The following is a 17,974-nucleotide window of genomic DNA, read 5'->3' on the forward strand; positions in this document are numbered from 1 at the left end:
AACAAAACACGCGTTCTCTGCAGCTTCACCTCATCCTGCCGTAAGACCGCCATCCACGCTCCATGCAGCGCCTGTCACGAACGATGCAGCGTCGGATGCGAGAAAAAAAATAACAGCGGCGACTTCTTCCGCCGTCGCTATCCTGCCGAGCGGATAGACTCCTGCCATTTGCCGCAGAGCCTCATCACGGTCAGGCGCCGCTTGAAGCTGCATCTCCGTCATCGGCGTCGCAACGTCGCCGGGGCACACGCAATTCACGCGCACACCGAAGGGTGCAAGCTCTAATGCCAAAGCCTTCGTGAAGAGCGTCACCGCGCCCTTCGACGCACAGTACGCCGTGCAGAGAAAGTTGCCGTGCAGTCCCGCATCAGAAGAAAGGTTGACGATATTGCCGCCGCTCTCCTTCAAGGACGCAAGAGCCGCCTGTGTCGTGAAGAACATGCCCTTGACATTCGTGTCCATGATGTCCTCGTACTCTTCTTCCGTCAGATCTTCAAGCGCGCGCTCCCGATAGACGCCCGCCGAGTTCACGAGCACATCAAGCCGTGAAAAATGCGTATACACGTCAGCAACAAGCCGCTTCGCTTCTTTTGCGCATCGAATATCCGCGACAAAGAATGCGGCGTGTCCATCCGCCGCCAAACTGCCCAGGGATGCGATAGCCGCCTCGCCGCGTTCCCTCGACCGTCCTGCCAAGGCAACAAAGCACCCCGCCTGCAAAAACCGATGCGCCGCCGCAAGACCGATGCCCGACGTACCTCCCGTGATGAGAACTACGCGCTCCATCAACCTTCCTCCCAAGAAATCGCAGATAAAACCATGAGCTTCCTTTTAGCGGCGCTTCCAACATGCTACGAAAAAAGGCTGGGTAAAAAAACCCAGCCCCCAAAGAGCCGCCGTGCTCACTTCTTGTTGACGGCGTCCTTCAAAGCCTTGCCTGCCTTGAATACAGGATTCTTCGAAGCGGCAATCTTAATTTCCTTGCCCGTCTGCGGGTTGCGGCCGGTACGAGCAGCGCGATCCTTCACCTCAAACGTACCGAAACCGATGAGCTGAATCTTGTCGCCCTCGACGAGAGCTTCTTCGATGCTCTCAATGACTGCGCCCAGAGCCTTCTCGGCATCCTTCTTCGTCAGACCTGCTTTTTCCGCTACATTAGCCACTAATTCCGTTTTGTTCACGTTTGTAGCCTCCTTTTCAAATTTGTTACGCTACCTTTATTCGCTGTACTTCGTTAGAATCCTCTTTCCTGCAGCAAAAAAGTTCAAAAAAACTTGAAAAACCGCCCTTCACGAGGATTTTTAATCATTTTGAAATGTAGTACGCGCGATGAAAAGACTCGTCAGATGATCCGTATCCCTCTGCCGATCCAGCTCGTAAAGAGGCATCGGGCGCACGGATTCATCGGGCAGAGCGATGTTGTGCAAATAGATGACTTCCGCTTCGTCACGCAGGCGATCCATCAGTGCAAGTTTTAGCTCGGAAGCGATCTCACGGCTGTAGACCTGCGTGAAGAGCACGCTCGTCGAAGGGTTCAGAGGCAGGTGCGCGGCATCCGCCGCATCGAGGATCAAAAGCCCTGCGACGGGATCGATGCCAAGTACGCCGTAGAGCGTTTCTACAAAGCTCATACCCGGAAGAATGGAAATCGCCAGACCTTCCTTTATACACAAATCGCGCAAAAAGAGTACCGTGCGTTCCGCTACGAACGGACTGCCGGGAACGGCATAGACGACCGCCTCGCCTGCGCGCACCCTTGCGGCAAGATCTTCTGCAATCGCATGATAAAGTTCTTCGAAGCTCGCAGCCTTTTCGTACCATGCGTCATAGCTCGTGAAAGCGATGCCGCGCCGCCGGATTTCTGCCACGGACGGATGAATCGCCGTGCGCAGAAGAATACTCTTGCCGCTCGTCATCGCCGCCATGCTTTCCAGCGTGATAAGCCCGAAGCGTCCGGGCCCCAGCCCTACCACCGTAATGCTTCCCGCTTCCTTCATCTACGCCTGTCTCCTTTCCGCCTTGCCCTGCGGCGCTTTATTCGCCCCGTTTTTCGTCGTAAGCGCCTCTTGTTCACCTGACAAAAGCATCAAGATGCGCGTGATGAAGTTCGTGATATTCTTCTTGTACTGTGCGGCAAGCCGTATGCGAAGCATCTGCTGCGGCATCGGCAGCATCTTGGCGTTCCTGCCGAAAAGCCCGAGAAGTTTCAGCATTCCATCGGGATCGAACGTAGGTTTTTCAATGAAGGAGATTTCCAGAAACAGCGGCTTTTCTACGATGGCGCGAATGCCGAGAGAGCGCGCGTAGTTTCGTATGCGCGCGACTTCTAAGAGACGCAGTACAGCGGGTTTCGGCTCGCCGAAGCGGTCGATGAGCTCGTCGAGAAGCTCTTGTATCTCTTCCTTTTTCCGAATCGCCGCAATGCGCTGATAGATCTCGATCTTGTGCATGGGGTCATTGATATATTCACCGTCGATATAGGCTTCCGCCTCAATATCGACGACGGGTTCAGCCTTCTCTTCCCTTGGTTTGCCCGTGCGCTTTTCCTGCATCGCTTCATCGAGCAGCTTCGAGTACATCTCGAAGCCGACACTCGCAATGTGTCCGTGCTGCTCCGCGCCCAAAAGATTGCCCGCGCCGCGAATTTCAAGGTCGCGCATGGCGATCTTGAAGCCCGCGCCAAGCTCGGCGAACTCCTTCATCGCCTGCAGACGCTTTTCCGCCGTTTCGGATAAGACCTTGTCAGCTTGGTAAACGAAATAGGCGAACGCCATGTGATTTGACCTGCCGACGCGGCCGCGCATTTGATAGAGCTGCGATAAGCCAAAGTAGTCGGCGTTGTAGACGATGATCGTATTCGCATTCGCCACGTCGAGACCATTTTCCACGATGCTCGTCGCGAGCAGGATGTCGTAGCGTCCCTCGTAGAAATCGACCATGACGCGCTCTAGAAGCTCTTCCGCCATCTGCCCGTGTCCCGTCTGGATACGCGCCTCGGGCACAAGATCTTCAAGACGCTGGCGCATGATGTCGATGCTCTCGACACGGTTGTAAACGAAGTAAATCTGCCCGCCGCGCCGAAGTTCGCGGCGAATGGCATTCTTCAAGACGGCATCGTTTTCCTCGACGACGTAGCTTTGCACGGGGAAGCGCTCGGCGGGCGGCGTCTCGATGATGCTCATGTCACGCGCCCCGACAAGCGACATGTGGAGCGTCCGCGGAATCGGCGTCGCCGAAAGCGTCAGCACGTCGACGCCTGCCGCAAGCTTCTTGATCTTCTCCTTCTGCTTGACGCCAAAGCGCTGCTCTTCATCGACGATCAAAAGCCCCAGATCGGAAAAATGCACCCGATTCTGATTCAAAATGGCGTGCGTACCGATGAGCACATCGACGCGATTCGCCTCCAATCGCTCGATTGTCGCCTTCTGATCCTTCGCCGAACGAAAGCGGCAGATGACGTCGACGCTGACGCCAAAATCGGCGAAGCGTGCAGAAAAAGTCTGGAAATGCTGCTGGGCAAGAACGGTCGTCGGCACAAGCACAGCGACCTGCTTATGATCCATGACCGCTTTGTAAGCGGCGCGGATCGCCACTTCCGTCTTGCCGAAACCGACGTCGCCGCAAAGCAGGCGGTCCATCGGCTCGGGCTTTTCCATATCCGCCTTGATCTCCTCAATGGCGCGGCGCTGATCGGGCGTCTCCTCGTAAGGAAAGGCGTCCTCAAACTCGCGCTGCCACGGCGTATCGGGCGAAAAGGCGAATCCTTTCGCCGCGCGGCGCTTCGCATAAAGCGCGATAAGTTCATCGGCGATGTCCTCGACAGAAGCGCGTGCGCGCGCCTTTGCCTTGATCCACTCCGTGCCGCCCATACGGTGCAGGCGCGGCACGGAGCCTTCCGAGCCGATGTACTTCTGCAAGAGTCCCACTTGGTCGGTCGGCACGAAGAGTTTGTCGTCGCCGCCGTACTTGATGTGCAGATAGTCCTTCTTGACGCCGCCCACGTCGAGCGTTTCAACGCCGAGATACTTGCCGACGCCGTGGTTCACATGAACGATGTAATCGCCGACATTGATCTCACGAAAGTGTGCGATGCGCTCTTCCTTCGGCGCTTTTTGGACGATCTTCTTCTTCTGCCTGCCAAAGACGTCCCTTTCGGCGACGACGACGAGCCGCGCATCCGGCATCTCAAAGCCGTTTGCAAGCGTACCCACGAGAATGTTCAGATAGGCGTCACTCAGCGGCTCGCCGTCCTTCGCCACAGCGGACGGTATGCGCGCTTTTGCGAAAAACTCGCGAAGCGACGCCGCCTTTTCTGCATTGCCGACAAAGATGACGACATGCTGCTTGTTGGAAAGCCAATTTCGCGTCTCGGTCTTCAAGAGATCCATCTGGCGCTGAAAAGGAACTACCGCCTGCACAGCAAGGCTCACAAGCTCATCCGGCTCCGCGCCATAAATCTTCTGCAGCATGAGTGCAGCAAAAAACGTCGCATTTCCTTCAGCGCTCGCTACAAGCTCATCCCATGAGAATACCTGAGACTTAATCTCCGGCGTCTCCTTGACGAGCCTTTGCATGTTCTCACGCGTGCGCAAAGGCTCGTCAAAGATGACGACCCCCTCGCCCGCCAAATAGGAAAGGACTGCCGCGCCCTCGCCCGCCCTTTCGCTTGGCGCAGCGGGCAGCACAACAGCGCTGGGAACATTACGTATGGAACGGCGCGTCTCGGGATCAAACTCGCGCAGGGAGTCGATCTCATCGTCGAAGAACTCCAAGCGAAGCGGCAAGGACGCATTGAGCGGGTAGACGTCGACGATGCCGCCGCGCGCACTGAACTGTCCAAGACCATCGATCTCACTCGCCGCCTCATAGCCTAGCTCGACAAGGCGCGAAAGCAAAACCTCCCGCGAGAGGGTCGCGCCGACCGCAAGGTGCAGACTCATGCGCTCAAAATCTTGACGCGAAATGCCCTTCTGCATAGCGGCGGCAGCCTCGGCAAGCACGATGACAGGCTCCTTCTTGAGAAGTCTGCCCAAGACGCCCATGCGAAGCGCCGTGCGCTCCATACCCTTCGCCGTCGCTTCCACCGTCATCATATCGACTTCCGGCAATTCTAAGATCTCTCGCGTGGGCAGAAGCGCCGCCAGATCGGTGCGCCAGGCGTCAATCGCCTCGCGGCTGTGCGTGACGACGACCACAGGCTGCGAAGAAGCATCGCATGAAGCGGCAAAGAGCGCATGTTTCTGCGAACCGCTGAGACCGTAGACGAGCGTCTTGCCGCCTCGGCACGAAAACTTCTCGACGATCTTTCGAACCGAAGCGCCGCGTGCCATTTGTTCAAAAAGTGCTTTCATGATCTCACCATCCAGCAAAGCGCGAAAAGGAGCTTGGCGAATCGCCAGCCCCTCTGCGCAGCGCACAGGGAGCACTATCCCCCGTGCGCGTGCAAACGCTTTTATTGTTCTCAAACATCATTTGACGACAATGTTGACGAGCTTCTTCGGCACGCATATCACCTTGACGACCGTCTTGCCCGCCGTAAGCTCTTTGACCTTCGGCTGTGCGAGCGCCAGTTTCTCCATCTCCTGCGGCTTCATATCCGCCGATACCGTCAGCTTGTCGCGCACCTTGCCGTTGATCTGCAGGACGATCTCGATCTCGTCCTCGACGACAGCCGCACTGTCAAACTTCGGCCATCGGGCGTCGTGGACGCTTCCCTTGCCCTCCATGCGGCTCCAAAGCTCCTCCGCAATGTGCGGCGCGAACGGCGCGAGCATTTTCACAAGCGCAAACAAGAGTTCTCGCACGAGTCCCGGATGAACCGCCTTGTCTTGGAATCCGTAGAAGGCGTTGACGAGTTCCATGACGGCGCTGATCGCCGTGTTGAACATGAAACGCTCGCCAATATCGCCCGTGACCTTCTTGATCGTCTGGTGCAGCGTGCGGCGCAGCGCCTTCTCCTCAGCCGTCAATGTCGAGTGGTCGTAATCATCGATACCCTCTCGGATCGCGTCCTCGAAATGCGCGACGATGCGCCAGACGCGGTTCAAAAAGCGGAACGCCCCCTCGACGCCTTGATCGCTCCACTCCAAGTCACGCTCGACGGGCGCTGCGAAGAGGATGAAGAGACGAGCCGTATCAGCGCCGTACTTCCGGATGATCTCCTCGGGGGAGACGACGTTGCCCTTCGACTTCGACATCTTCGCGCCGTCCTTGATGACCATGCCCTGCGTCAGAAGATTTTGGAACGGTTCATCGAAATCCAGAAGCTTCTCGTCGCGCAGCACCTTCGTGAAGAAGCGCGAGTAGAGAAGGTGCAAAATCGCATGTTCAATGCCGCCGATATACTGATCGACAGGCGCCCAATAGTTCACCTTGTCCGCCGCAAACGGCTTGTGCGTGTTGTGCGGATCGGTATAGCGCATGTAGTACCACGACGAGCAGATAAAGGTGTCCATCGTATCCGTCTCGCGCCTTGCGGGACCGCCGCACTTCGGGCATGTGCAGTGTACGAAGGATTCGCTCTGAGCCAACGGGGAAACAACACCCTGCTCGAAATTCACATCCTCGGGCAGACGGACGGGCAATTCCTCTTCGGGCACGAGCTGCTCGCCGCATTTGTCACAGTAGATGACGGGAATCGGCGCCCCCCAGTAGCGCTGGCGCGAGATGAGCCAGTCGCGCAGGCGATAGTTGACCCTGCGCCTGCCAAAGCCTTCCTTGACCGCCTTTTCGACAATCGCCGCAAGCGCCTCGTGCATTTCCATGCCGTCGAACTCTGCCGAATTCACGAGGACGCCGTCCTTGTCCGTGTAGGCTTCCGTCATCTCTTCAAGCTTCAGCTCACGATCCTTCGGGCGCAGCGTGACGATGATCGGCAGACCGTACTTCTTCGCAAACATCCAGTCGCGCTGATCCTCCGACGGTACGCCCATGACGGCGCCCGTGCCGTACTCGGCGAGGACGTAGTTCGTGACCCAAAGCTCGACCTTCCTGCCGTTGAAGGGATTGACGGCGTAAAACCCCGTGAACATGCCCTCTTTCTCCGACTCGCCCGACGTGCGCTCAAGCTCCGACTGCGCCTTGACCTTGTCGGCGAAAGCGCGAAGCTCCGCAGCCTTCGGATTATCCCTCAGAATCTTCTCCATCAAGGGATGCTCCGCCGCGAGCGCCACGAAGGTCACGCCGTACGCCGTATCGGCACGCGTCGTATAGACGGCGATCTTCTCGCCGAGCGCGGGCACGTCGATATCGAATTCCAAGCCCTCGGAGCGGCCGATCCAATTCTCCTGCATCGTCTTGACGCGCTCGGGCCAGCCCTTGAGCTTGTCGAGGTCGGCGAGAAGCTCGTCCGCATAGTCCGTGATCTTCAAGAACCACTGCGAGAGATCCTTCTTGTGCACCTCGGAGTCACAGCGCCAGCATTTGCCGTCGATGACCTGTTCATTCGCAAGCACCGTGCCGCACGTATCACACCAGTTGACCGACGCTTCCTTCTTATAGGCAAGCCCCTTCTTGTAGAAAAGCTCAAAGAGCCACTGCGTCCAGCGATAGTACTCGGGGCGACAGGTCACCGCCTCGCGGCTCCAATCGTAGGAAAGCCCCATGCTCATCTGCTGGCGCTTCATGTTCTCGATGTTGGAATACGTCCAATCGGCGGGCTTCACACCGTGCTTGATCGCCGCGTTCTCCGCCGGCATACCAAAGGCGTCGAAGCCCATCGGATGCAGCACGTTGCAGCCCTGCATCTTCTTGAAGCGGGCGATGACATCGCCGATTGAGTAGTTGCGCACATGCCCCATGTGCAGATTGCCCGATGGATAGGGGAACATCTCCAGCACATAATATTCGGGCTGCGTGCGGTCGATCTCTGTCTTGCAGACATCGTCCTTCTGCCACTTTTCCTGCCACTTTTTTTCGATTTCCTGCGGAGCATATCTCTCCATACAACAAAGTCCTCCTAGAGAAAGAGGGGCGTGCGGGTATCCCCGTGCGCCCCAAAAATTGCTTTTTTACAAATATCTGAGCCAGACGTAGACGCTCGAAATCGCAATCGACAGCGTCATCATCGGCAGAGCGATCTTCATGAAGCTGATGAAGGAGATCGGCTTGCCGCGCTGCGCCGCCATCGAAGCGACGACGACGTTCGCCGAGGCGCCGATCAGGGTGCCGTTGCCGCCAAGGCAAGCGCCCAAGGCGAGCGACCACCATACGGGTTCGAGGTTCGTCATGCCCATCTGCCCCATGTCCTGAATCAACGGGATGAGCGTCGCGACGAACGGGATATTGTCGATGAACGCCGAAGCGTAGGCGCTCATCCAAAGAATGAGCATCGAGGTCGCCGTGAGATCGCCGTTCGTGATCTTGATCGCCTCTTCTGCAAGCATCTTGATGACGCCCGTTTCGACGAGCGCACCGACGAGGATGAAAAGACCTGCGAAGAAGAAGATGGCGAGCCATTCGACCTTCGACAAAACCTTCGCAATCATCGCTTCCTTCTGCGGGAAGCTGATGAGGAGCAAGAGACCCGCGCCCGTCATGGCGGCGGTCGCCGTGTCGAGGTGAAGCTGTCCGTGCAGCACGAAGAGGCTGATCGTGACGGCAAGTGCGAACAGGCACTTCTTCAAGAGGCGCGGCTCGACGATCTGGCTCTTTTCATCGAGCTGCATGACCTTCGCGCGAAGCTCATCCGTCGTGTGCAGCTTGTTGCCGTAGAGTACGATCAGGATGCAGATCGTGATGATGAAGATCAGGACGCAGATCGCTGCAAGGTTCGTGATGAAGTCCATGAACTGCAAGCCGACGGCGCTGCCGATCATGATGTTCGGCGGATCGCCGATGAGGGTCGCCGTGCCGCCGATGTTCGACGACAGGATCTGCGCGATGAGGAACGGCTTGACGTCGACGTTGAGCTGCTTCGTGATGCTGAACGTGATCGGCACCGTCAGAAGCACCGTCGTCACGTTGTCAAGAAGCGCCGAGCAAACGGCAGTGAGGATCGACAATGCGACGAGCAGCGAGATCGGCTTCGCCTTGACCTTCTTCGCCGCCCAGATAGCGAGGTAGTTGAAGAGTCCGGTCTCACTCGTGATGTTTACGATGACCATCATACCCATGAGAAGTCCGAGCGTGTTGAAGTCAATGTGATGAATCGCGGTTTCCTGGCTGATGATCCCAAGGAGAATCATGAGCATGGCGCCGCAGATACCAATGATGGTGCGGTGAATCTTCTCTGAAATAATCAGCGCGTAAGCCGCGACGAAGATCACGATAGCAACAATTGTGCTTGTTTCCACTGGTTACACTTCTTTCTTCATAAATTTTTAATAATAAATCTCAAAACACCTTTCATCTTGGAGCCCGCCCGCGAAGAAGCCGCCTCACCTCCCTTTCGTCTCTTTCGGCGCGAGCATGATCGTCGTGCCCTCGCGCTTGATGTCTATGCGATAATTCTTGATGCCCTCGGCGAAGAGATCGAGTTTCAGCTGCAGAAGCTCCTCGCCCAGCCGATCGAGAAGTTCAGGCGTGAGTGCCGCTCGCGAAAGATCCGCTTCCTTTTCGCGCACAGCGCGACGGCGCTTTTCCTCCTCGTGCGCTTCATGCGCGAGGAAGCAGTCTTCGAGCGTCGCCTCTTCCTCGAAGCCTTGGATCATCGCCTTGTCAGAAAGCCCCTTCGGTATCTTGCCCATGTCAACCCTTGACCTTTCCCCACGAATCCTTGAGTCCGACGACGCGGTTGAACACGAGCCTGTCGGGACGCGTATCCTTGTCCACGACGAAATAGCCCGTGCGCAGGAACTGATAGTGCGTGCCTTCCGCCGTGCGTGCAAGACTCGGCTCGACCTTCGCCCCCTCGATGACTTCGAGAGAATGCGGATTCAAGGACGCGATGAAGTCTGCCGTCGTCTCCTCATTGTCCGTCTTCAAAAGGTAGTCGTAGAGGCGCACCTCGGCATCGAGCGCATCGTTTGCCGATACCCAGTGCAGCGTGCCCTTGACCTTGCGGTTCGCCGCACTGCCGCCCGACTTCGACTCGGGATCATAGGTGCAGCGAAGCTCTGTGATCTCGCCCTTTTCATCCTTGACGACTTCCTCGCACTTGATGATGTAGGCGTGCTTCAAGCGCACCTCGCCGCCCGGGCGCAGACGGAAGAACTTCTTCGGCGGCTCCTCCATGAAATCCTCGCGCTCGATGTAAAGTTCGCGCGAGAACGGCACATAGCGCTTGCCGCCGCGTGTCGGATGGTTCTCTGCCAAAAGTTCCTCCGTCTTGTCCTCGGGATAATTCGTCAGCACGACTTTCAAAGGACGCAGCACTGCCATGACACGCGCGGCGTGTTCATTGAGGTCTTCCCGCACACAATGCTCAAGCATTGCCACGTCGACCGTGCTGTTCGACTTTGCGACGCCGATGCGCTCGCAGAAGTCGCGGATCGAAGCCGGCGTATAACCGCGCCGCCGAAGCCCCGAGATCGTCGGCATCCTCGGATCGTCCCAGCCGCGCACATGCCCTTCTTCGACAAGCTGGCGCAGCTTGCGCTTGCTCGTGATCGTATTCGTGACGTTGAGCCGCGCGAACTCGATCTGGCGCGGGCGCGTATTCTTGTCGAAGCCCAAAACTTCCAGAAGCCAGTCATAGAACGGGCGGTGATCCTCGAACTCCAGCGTACACAAAGAATGCGTGATATTTTCGATAGCGTCCGACAGAGGATGCGCGAAGTCGTACATCGGATAGATGCACCAAGCATCCCCCGTGCGATGATGCACGGCGTGCGCGATGCGGTAGATGACGGGGTCGCGCATCGTGATGTTCGGCGACGCCATGTCGATCTTAGCACGCAGCACGCGGCTGCCGTCGGGGAACTCGCCCGCCTTCATGCGCTCAAAGAGCGCGAGATTTTCCGCGACGCTGCGACTGCGGCAGGGGCTCTCCCTGCCCGGCTCCGTCAGCGTGCCGCGATAAGCGCGAATCTCCTCCGCCGTCAGATCGTCGACGTAGGCAAGCCCCTGCTCGATCAGGGCGCAGGCGTACTCGTACAGCTTTTCAAAGTAATCCGACGCATAGTAGCGGCGATCCCCCCAGGAAAATCCCAGCCACTTGATGTCCTCTTGAATCGAGTCGACGTACTCCGTATCTTCCTTCGTCGGATTCGTATCGTCAAATCGCAGGTTGCAAAGCCCCGCATACTTCTCCGCCGTGCCGAAGTTCAAGCAGATCGACTTCGCATGACCGATGTGCAGATAGCCGTTCGGTTCGGGCGGAAAACGCGTGTGAATACCCTCGGGGTGCTTGCCGCTCTTTCGATCTTCGTCAATGATGTTATAAATAAAATTCGATGCTGTCGCTTCTGCCATATTCGCTGCTCCTTCTGCGGCGCGTCCGATCTGCGCCCCGCCGACTGCGGCGGAAATTCGAGAAAAAATCATAAAAAAATTGAACGCCTCTTTATTCGAGGCGCACAGGGCAAAATCCTTCTAATTCGTTGAATTTTTCTCAAAAAGTATAGGAAACAATGCTGTCGCCGGATCTGCACAGATGCGCTGCATCTATTTCGGAGACAAACCCTCATCTTCCTCGGCACATTTCTTCTCCACATAGGCAAGAAGGCGCTCGATGCCAAGCGCCATGCGCGGCTCCTCGGGCAAATGCGCGATGATGTCCTCGATGTAGCCGCGCTCTTTGACGCGCTGCAAGGTCCAGCTGAAATTCACGTCGTAGACCCACATGAGGCGCACGAGCTTGCGGTCGTCCATCGTGCGGATCCGCGTATAGTCAACCTGCTCGCCCGCGATGAACTTTTCGAGGAAATCGGGACTGACGCCCCTGCCGTCGGGCGGCGCGAGAAACGGGCGCAGCACGCGGAAAATATCGAGCTTGTCGGCGTCGCGCAAAAGCCGCGCGAAAAACACCTGCCGCGCGTTCTCGGTCGGCGCGATGACCTTCTTATTGTGGTTCAAGATAGAAAAGCGCACGAGAGCCTCATCCGCAGGCGCAAGACGCGAAAGAAACGGCAATTCGTCGAGCACCTTGAGACCGAGAGCCGCATGATCTTCTGATACGGCGTCATTGAACGTGCGGTAGAGCGTGAATTGGCGAAAGCGCCCTACATCGTGGAAAAGCCCCATGATTTCCGCCAGCTGCACATCGTGCGCAGAGAGCCGCAGATGCTTGGCAAGCTCCACGGCAATCGAGGTCACATAGCCCGTATGCACTTCCTTCATGCGAATCGCCTGCTGCACTTCCTCGTCCTCCGTATAGAAGGAGCGCATGTAAGCCGCCATCCAAGCGTGCATCTCACGCAGTAGTTTCTCCAAAAGTGTCGCCTCCGCTTATGTGCTTCAATTCTCTCTGCTTCTTCGCTAAGACAGCAAATATTTTCAGTTGTTCGTCCGTTAGCTCAGGGCACTCCTCATCAAAGGCAATCGGCTGTTTTGCAGCAGCACGCACCTCTTCCAACACCTCTTTCGATGGCTTCTGCCCCGGATATACGATCATGCTCTGTATCGCCATAATATAGCCTCGTTTTTCCAGTGTGAAAACTCTTTGGTACAGTATAACACAGCGCCTTCCGAACAACAATTTCCTCACGCGCCTTTTTTCTTCTTGCCCGGCAGCGAGCCTTCCAGCTCGATGATCATGTCGCGCAGTTCTGCGGCGCGCTCGAATTCCAAGGCGCGTGAAGCCGTCTGCATCTGGGCGAGCAGCGTGCGGATCAGAGACTCCTTCTGCTTCTTTGTGAGCTTCTTTTTCTTTCCGTCGGACACCTCGCCGTAGGATGCGCGGCTCTCGGCGACGAGGGTCGTTTCGATCAGCGGCACGACGGGCTTGACGATGGTCTTCGGCGTGACGCCATGCTCCTTGTTGTACGCCTGCTGCACCGTGCGGCGGCGCTCCGTCTCGTCCATCGCACGCTTCATCGAGTCCGTGATGCGGTCGGCATAGAGGATGACTCTGCCGCCCGCATTTCGCGCCGCGCGCCCGATCGTCTGGATCAGCGACGTATCCGAACGCAGGAAGCCTTCCTTGTCCGCGTCGAGAATCGCCACGAGCGAAACCTCGGGCATATCAAGCCCCTCGCGCAGCAGATTGATGCCGACGAGCACATCGAACTTGCCCGCACGTAGATCGTGGATGATTTCGGCACGCTCGAACGTCGCTATGTCCGAATGCAGGTAGCGCACGCGCACCTGCATGTCCTTGAGGTAGTCCGTAAGGTTCTCCGCCATCTTCTTCGTCAGCGTCGTCACAAGCACGCGCTCGTCCTTCTTCGCACGGATGCGGATCTCCGACAGCAGATCGTCCATCTGCCCCGCCAAAGGCCGCACCTCGACGATGGGATCGAGCAGCCCCGTCGGGCGGATGATCTGCTCGACGACCTGCTGCGCCTTTTCCAACTCATACTTCGCAGGCGTCGCCGAGATGTAGATGATCTGATTGATGCGCTGCTCGAACTCCTCGAAAGAAAGCGGACGATTGTCAAAAGCGGACGGCAGACGAAAGCCGTTTTCCACAAGCGAAATCTTGCGCGAGCGGTCGCCGTTGAGCATCGCCTTGAGCTGCGGCAGCGTCACATGGCTCTCGTCCATGACGATGAGGAAATCGTCGGGGAAATAATCGAGCAGCGTATAGGGCGCCGCCCCCGCCGGACGGTGCGTGAGGTGACGCGAATAGTTCTCGATGCCCGAGCAATAGCCCATCTCCTGCATCATTTCAAGGTCGTAGTTCGTGCGCTGCTCGATGCGCTGCGCCTCAAGCAGCTTGCCCTCTTCCTTGAAATGCGCGACCTGCGCGATCTTCTCCTCGTCGATCGCCGCCATAGCGATCTCCATGTCCTCCTTCTTCGTCACATAATGCGACGCAGGAAAGACCATCGAATGCGTGCGCTCGCCGTAGATCTCTCCGGTCAGGACGTCGAACTCAAGGATGCGCTCGACCTCGTCGCCGAAAAGCTCGATGCGCACGGCGCGGTTGTTCCAGCCCGCAGGAAACACTTCAATGACGTCGCCGCGCACGCGGAAGCGGCCGCGCTCAAAGGCGATGTCGTTGCGCTCGTACTGAATGGCGACGAGCTTGCGCAGGATGTCCTCACGCGCGACCGTCTGCCCCTTGTGCAGCGACAAGACCATCTCGTGATAGCTCTCCGGCGAGCCGAGACCGTAGATGCACGAAACGCTCGCGACGATGATGCAGTCGCGCCGCTCGAAGAGCGAGCACGTCGCCGAGTGACGCAGCTCGTCGATCTCGTCGTTGATCGACGCATCCTTTTCGATGTAAGTGTCCGTCGAAGGAATATACGCCTCGGGCTGGTAGTAGTCATAATAGCTGACAAAATAGCCGACATAGTTCTTCGGAAAAAATGCCTTGAACTCGCTCGCCAGCTGCGCCGCCAGCGTCTTATTATGCGCGATGACAAGCGTCGGCTTCTGTACGCGCTCAATCGTCTTGGCGATCGTGTACGTCTTGCCCGTCCCCGTAGCGCCGAGAAGCACCTGCGCCTCCTGCCCGTTCTCGATGCCCGCCGCCAGATCCCGAATCGCACGCGGCTGATCCCCCATCGGCGCAAAAGGCGCCGAAACCTCAAACGGTATCTCCTTGTCAAACTCCATCGTATTGAGCTTAGGCAAAATCGCCATACATGCGCCCTCCTGTGCAATCTACTTCAACTGTCCCTGTCGAGCCATTTCAATCTCTCGATTGATTTCTTCCAACGTCATATCAACGGCACCGCTTCTCTTTGCTTCTTGGCGAAGATTCATGAACGCTTGCATAGCGCCCTCTCTCGTCAACTCCGTCTCCGAAGAGATTTCAAAAGGTATCCTGCGCTCTCGTACCACGGCTCTGACAAACACATGGATAGCGGTCGCCATATTCATCCCAAATTCCTGGCACAATCCCTCAAATTGTCGCTTAAGCCCCTCTTCCATCCGCACGCTGAATGTTGTCTGCGCCATATGGAACACCCCCTTGCATATCCAAAAGCATACATCTATTCACCGCACCTGCGCGGCTCTGCTCTCGCCGAATATCTACCTTTATTATATCGAACGAACAAAAAAAAGCAACCGCGCCAAGGAGACAATCCTTTCTCGGCGCAGTTGCTTTTCTCATTCGCATATATTCCTGCTGCACTCTTTTGCTTTTCTCTTACCAGACCTTGCCGACCATGAACCACAGGCGGTTCTTTGCCTTGGCTTCGTCGCTTGCTTTCTCGGCGAGGCCGATGCGGCGCGCCCAGTCGAGGCGCAGGAAGTAGTCGCCGGGGCGGCTGTAGGTGACGCCGATGCCCCAGCCTTTGAGGGTTTCGCTGCCGTCTTTTCCGTCGTTGGCGTACTGCACGCGCCCCATGTCGAAGTAGGTGCTGAGGACGAGGTTCGGCACGTCCGTACGGTACGAAAGCTCAAGGTTCGTCAGATAGCCGTTGTCGCCCGAGGCTTCGCCCTGCGGGTAGGCGCGTACGCCGTTCGCTCCGCCGAGGTAGATTTCTTCCGAGCTGTCGAGGTTCGTTCCGGCTTTTTGCGCCTGCGCCTTGAGGCTGATGTTCCAGCGGTCGCTGATCTCGTGGCGCAGGTTGAGGTTCAGCACGCCTTTCGTGAAGCTGCCTTCCGTACCCGCACGCTTCATCTGCCGACGCGCCCAGTCGGAATCCGCGCCGAGACGTCCGCAGTAGCCCGTGAGGTCGTAGCTCCACGAGGTGCGATATTGACGCTCTGACCCTTTGATGCCGATATGGAAGGCGCTGCTGTGCTTTTCAAGCTCCATGCCGATCTTCTTGTACTCGTCCTTGAGCCTGCGCCAATCCCATCCGTAGGTGACGGCGAGCGAGCTTTGCGCCGTGCGCCAGAGCGGCGTCGTGCCGAAGATGCTCAAGGTGTCGGCTGTGCCTTCTGCGCCGAGACGGCGGAAGGCTCCCGACAGCTCGTAGTCCATGCGGCTGACGCCAATGCCGAGCGTGGCGCCGTCGGCGCCGACGGGGTGGCTGTAGCTGAGGCTGTAGTTGTGCAGGTCTTTGTTGGAGAGGGTCAGCCCCAAGTTCAGACGGTCGCCGCTCCTCGTGAGGTTTTCAAAGCTCCCCTGCAGTCCGAAGCGGTAGCGGCCCGAGGTTTCGCTGCCGTGGTTTTCGCTGTAGAGGACATAGCTCTGGCGCTTGCCATCCTTGACGCGGATCGTGAGGTCGCCCGTGCCGAAGGCTGTGCCCGGCGAGAGAAGCCCTGCCGCTTCGATGCCGCCGAGGGCGGCGATGTTGTATAGGGCGGTTTCCAAGGACTTCCCTTCGATGGGTGCGCCTTCGCGGATGGCATAGGTCATACGCTTGATCTGTCCGTCGCTGATGGCGGCGTTGTTTTCGATCTTGATCTTGCCGTAGCGTCCGGCGAGGATGCGGATGGTGAGCGTGCCGTCCGCATTCGACTGCGCCGGCAGGTAGGCGGCTGCCGCAGGGTAGCCGTGGCTGCGTGCATATTGCGTGAGTTCGGCGAGCAGGTCGTTGACATCGGCTTCAGAAATCGGGCGGCGAAGGTAGGGCGCGATTCTTTCGTCGAGAGCCTTGGTGGAGAGCTGCGTGCCGTCCTGCTCGACGTCGATGCGCGAGAGGCGAAAGACGAGCATCGCCTTGCCGCCGCCTGCATGGTTCGGCAGGCGGCTTTCCAGTGCATTTTCCTGTGGTTTTTCGGGCAGGTGCGCATCGGATGGCGGCAGGTTCGTCGCGGCGAAGGCTGTGCCCGGCACGAATAGCGCCGCCGCAAGGGGCAGTGCAAGTTTGAGGTGCGAGTGTTTTTCTTTCATCTTCAACGGAAAGACTCCTTTTCACAAAGATTCAAGGAATCACTGATAAATTCAGCCCCCCATCTTCACATATCTGTGCTGTCCTCTCGTCGTCGACAAATCCTCGACGTAGCACCGCTACGCCTGTGGTTTGTCTCCTTGCTGAGCCGTCCAAGAGCCAAGTCCGAAGGACGCAGGCGATTGGGCAACGGCTCGTATGCGAAAACGTCCCAAGAATGCAAGCGCGAAGCGCGCCGCATGATTGGCTGACGTTGACCGCTATAGATACAGCGCATCTATGCAAATCTGGGCGACTTCATTTTATCAGTGTTTCCTTACGAAGCACGAATACGCGCCATCAAAGACGCAAGCCCTGAATTTCGAGGTCATCTTCCGCATCGAAGCGGTAGAATCCGAGCGTTGCGGCGCGGATGGGACGCGCAGTGCCATAGAGGTAGACGGTGTCGCCGAAGCCGAAGTCGAAGCGCGGCGCAGCGTCCTGCACGAGCGAGGCGAGAAGTCCGCCCGGCAGTGCTGCGGCATGGATGGTGAAGGCAGTCGCGTTGCCCGCCGCCTGTCGGATGCGGTAGTTGCCGAGGACGCCGTCGGTGACGCTTCCGATGCGCCCTGTGACGCCGTAGCTGCCGGGCATTTCGGTATTCTTCACTGTACTCTCAAACGTCAAGCCGTCCGTACCGAATACGCGCTCGTCCTCACCGTCGGCGAAGCCGTCCGCACGTCCCGTGAAGGATGGCAGCGGCTCGCCCTGCACGATGCTGTGCGGTGCGGCGGTGAGGGTCAGCTCACGGTGCGTGATTGTGCCCGTGCCCTGCGCCGTGGTTGCGGCGAGGCTGTAATTCCCCGCATCCGCACCTGAGAGCGCGACACCTGCGTAGTCAATGGTGCTTGCCGCAGCGACATTCTTGCTGTTGTACGCCGCACCCGTGGCGGTCGCCGTTACGTTGTCACCTGCAACAGTGTTGTTCAGTACCGCGCTGAACTTCGCTGTGTCTGCCGCAGTCGTGCCGTCGTAGGTCTTTGTCTGCGCCGCGACTGCACCGAGCGTCAGCGCACGCTTCGTGATCGTGCCTGTGCCCGTGAGCGCGGTCTTGTTCAGCACATAGTTCGCCGCGCCCGCACCTCTGAGGGTCAGCCCGTCAAAGGTGACGGCTTTATCTCTGGCGGCATTCTTGTCGGCGTATTTTCCTGTGACGG

At 57.9% G+C, this 17,974-nt stretch carries 14 protein-coding genes; all 14 read right to left on the bottom strand.

Annotated elements, in window-relative coordinates; translation table 11 throughout:
* Positions 1–30: 30 nt before the first annotated feature.
* Positions 31–786 (bottom strand): SDR family NAD(P)-dependent oxidoreductase, encoded by a 756-nt coding sequence (locus ACO5Z0_RS08665; protein ID WP_485649963.1) that lies wholly within the window; start codon positions 784–786, stop codon positions 31–33.
* Between the two features lie 116 nt (positions 787–902).
* Positions 903–1,181, bottom strand: coding sequence for an HU family DNA-binding protein (locus ACO5Z0_RS08670; protein WP_442672334.1), 279 nt, complete (start codon positions 1,179–1,181; stop codon positions 903–905).
* A gap of 120 nt (positions 1,182–1,301) precedes the next feature.
* A complete protein-coding gene (locus ACO5Z0_RS08675) occupies positions 1,302–1,997 on the bottom strand; it encodes an SAM-dependent methyltransferase (protein ID WP_485649964.1) in 696 nt (231 codons plus the stop codon).
* Entirely contained in the window at positions 1,998–5,351 is a 3,354-nt protein-coding gene (gene mfd / locus ACO5Z0_RS08680) for a transcription-repair coupling factor (protein WP_485649965.1), read from the bottom strand.
* 117 nt (positions 5,352–5,468) lie between these two features.
* A complete protein-coding gene (gene leuS, locus ACO5Z0_RS08685; protein ID WP_485649966.1) occupies positions 5,469–7,943 on the bottom strand; it encodes a leucine--tRNA ligase in 2,475 nt (824 codons plus the stop codon).
* A 66-nt stretch (positions 7,944–8,009) separates the two neighbouring features.
* Complete coding sequence (locus ACO5Z0_RS08690) at positions 8,010–9,293, bottom strand: ArsB/NhaD family transporter (protein ID WP_485649967.1); 1,284 nt, start codon at positions 9,291–9,293, stop codon at positions 8,010–8,012.
* A gap of 84 nt (positions 9,294–9,377) precedes the next feature.
* Positions 9,378–9,686, bottom strand: coding sequence for a hypothetical protein (locus ACO5Z0_RS08695; RefSeq protein WP_485649968.1), 309 nt, complete (start codon positions 9,684–9,686; stop codon positions 9,378–9,380).
* Position 9,687: 1 nt separating this feature from the next.
* Entirely contained in the window at positions 9,688–11,352 is a 1,665-nt protein-coding gene (locus ACO5Z0_RS08700) for a glutamine--tRNA ligase/YqeY domain fusion protein (protein ID WP_485649978.1), read from the bottom strand.
* Between the two features lie 192 nt (positions 11,353–11,544).
* Positions 11,545–12,312, bottom strand: coding sequence for an HD domain-containing protein (locus ACO5Z0_RS08705; protein ID WP_485649969.1), 768 nt, complete (start codon positions 12,310–12,312; stop codon positions 11,545–11,547).
* Positions 12,293–12,508, bottom strand: a complete 216-nt coding sequence (locus tag ACO5Z0_RS08710) for a hypothetical protein (RefSeq protein ID WP_485649970.1) — start codon at positions 12,506–12,508, stop codon at positions 12,293–12,295. Before ACO5Z0_RS08710 ends, ACO5Z0_RS08705 begins: the two co-directional genes overlap by 20 nt.
* A 74-nt stretch (positions 12,509–12,582) precedes the next feature.
* Entirely contained in the window at positions 12,583–14,631 is a 2,049-nt protein-coding gene (gene uvrB / locus ACO5Z0_RS08715; protein ID WP_485649971.1) for an excinuclease ABC subunit UvrB, read from the bottom strand.
* A gap of 21 nt (positions 14,632–14,652) precedes the next feature.
* Positions 14,653–14,949 (bottom strand): type II toxin-antitoxin system RelB/DinJ family antitoxin, encoded by a 297-nt coding sequence (locus tag ACO5Z0_RS08720; RefSeq protein WP_485649972.1) that lies wholly within the window; start codon positions 14,947–14,949, stop codon positions 14,653–14,655.
* Positions 14,950–15,142: 193 nt separating this feature from the next.
* A complete protein-coding gene (locus tag ACO5Z0_RS08725) occupies positions 15,143–16,780 on the bottom strand; it encodes a ShlB/FhaC/HecB family hemolysin secretion/activation protein (protein ID WP_485649979.1) in 1,638 nt (545 codons plus the stop codon).
* Between the two features lie 337 nt (positions 16,781–17,117).
* Positions 17,118–17,974, bottom strand: an 857-nt coding sequence (locus tag ACO5Z0_RS08730; protein WP_485649973.1) for a YDG domain-containing protein, incomplete at its 5' end; no start/stop codon positions are given.

It is taken from the genome of Selenomonas sp., from assembly GCF_057272215.1.

Coding starts and splice junctions, on each gene's coding strand:
- ACO5Z0_RS08665 (WP_485649963.1), bottom strand. CDS start 786: ATGGAGCGCGTAGTTCTCATCACGGGAGGTACGTCGGGCATCGGTCTT.
- ACO5Z0_RS08675 (WP_485649964.1), bottom strand. CDS start 1,997: ATGAAGGAAGCGGGAAGCATTACGGTGGTAGGGCTGGGGCCCGGACGC.
- mfd (WP_485649965.1), bottom strand. CDS start 5,351: ATGAAAGCACTTTTTGAACAAATGGCACGCGGCGCTTCGGTTCGAAAG.
- leuS (WP_485649966.1), bottom strand. CDS start 7,943: ATGGAGAGATATGCTCCGCAGGAAATCGAAAAAAAGTGGCAGGAAAAG.
- ACO5Z0_RS08695 (WP_485649968.1), bottom strand. CDS start 9,686: ATGGGCAAGATACCGAAGGGGCTTTCTGACAAGGCGATGATCCAAGGC.
- ACO5Z0_RS08700 (WP_485649978.1), bottom strand. CDS start 11,352: ATGGCAGAAGCGACAGCATCGAATTTTATTTATAACATCATTGACGAA.
- ACO5Z0_RS08710 (WP_485649970.1), bottom strand. CDS start 12,508: ATGGCGATACAGAGCATGATCGTATATCCGGGGCAGAAGCCATCGAAA.
- uvrB (WP_485649971.1), bottom strand. CDS start 14,631: ATGGCGATTTTGCCTAAGCTCAATACGATGGAGTTTGACAAGGAGATA.
- ACO5Z0_RS08720 (WP_485649972.1), bottom strand. CDS start 14,949: ATGGCGCAGACAACATTCAGCGTGCGGATGGAAGAGGGGCTTAAGCGA.
- ACO5Z0_RS08725 (WP_485649979.1), bottom strand. CDS start 16,780: ATGAAAGAAAAACACTCGCACCTCAAACTTGCACTGCCCCTTGCGGCG.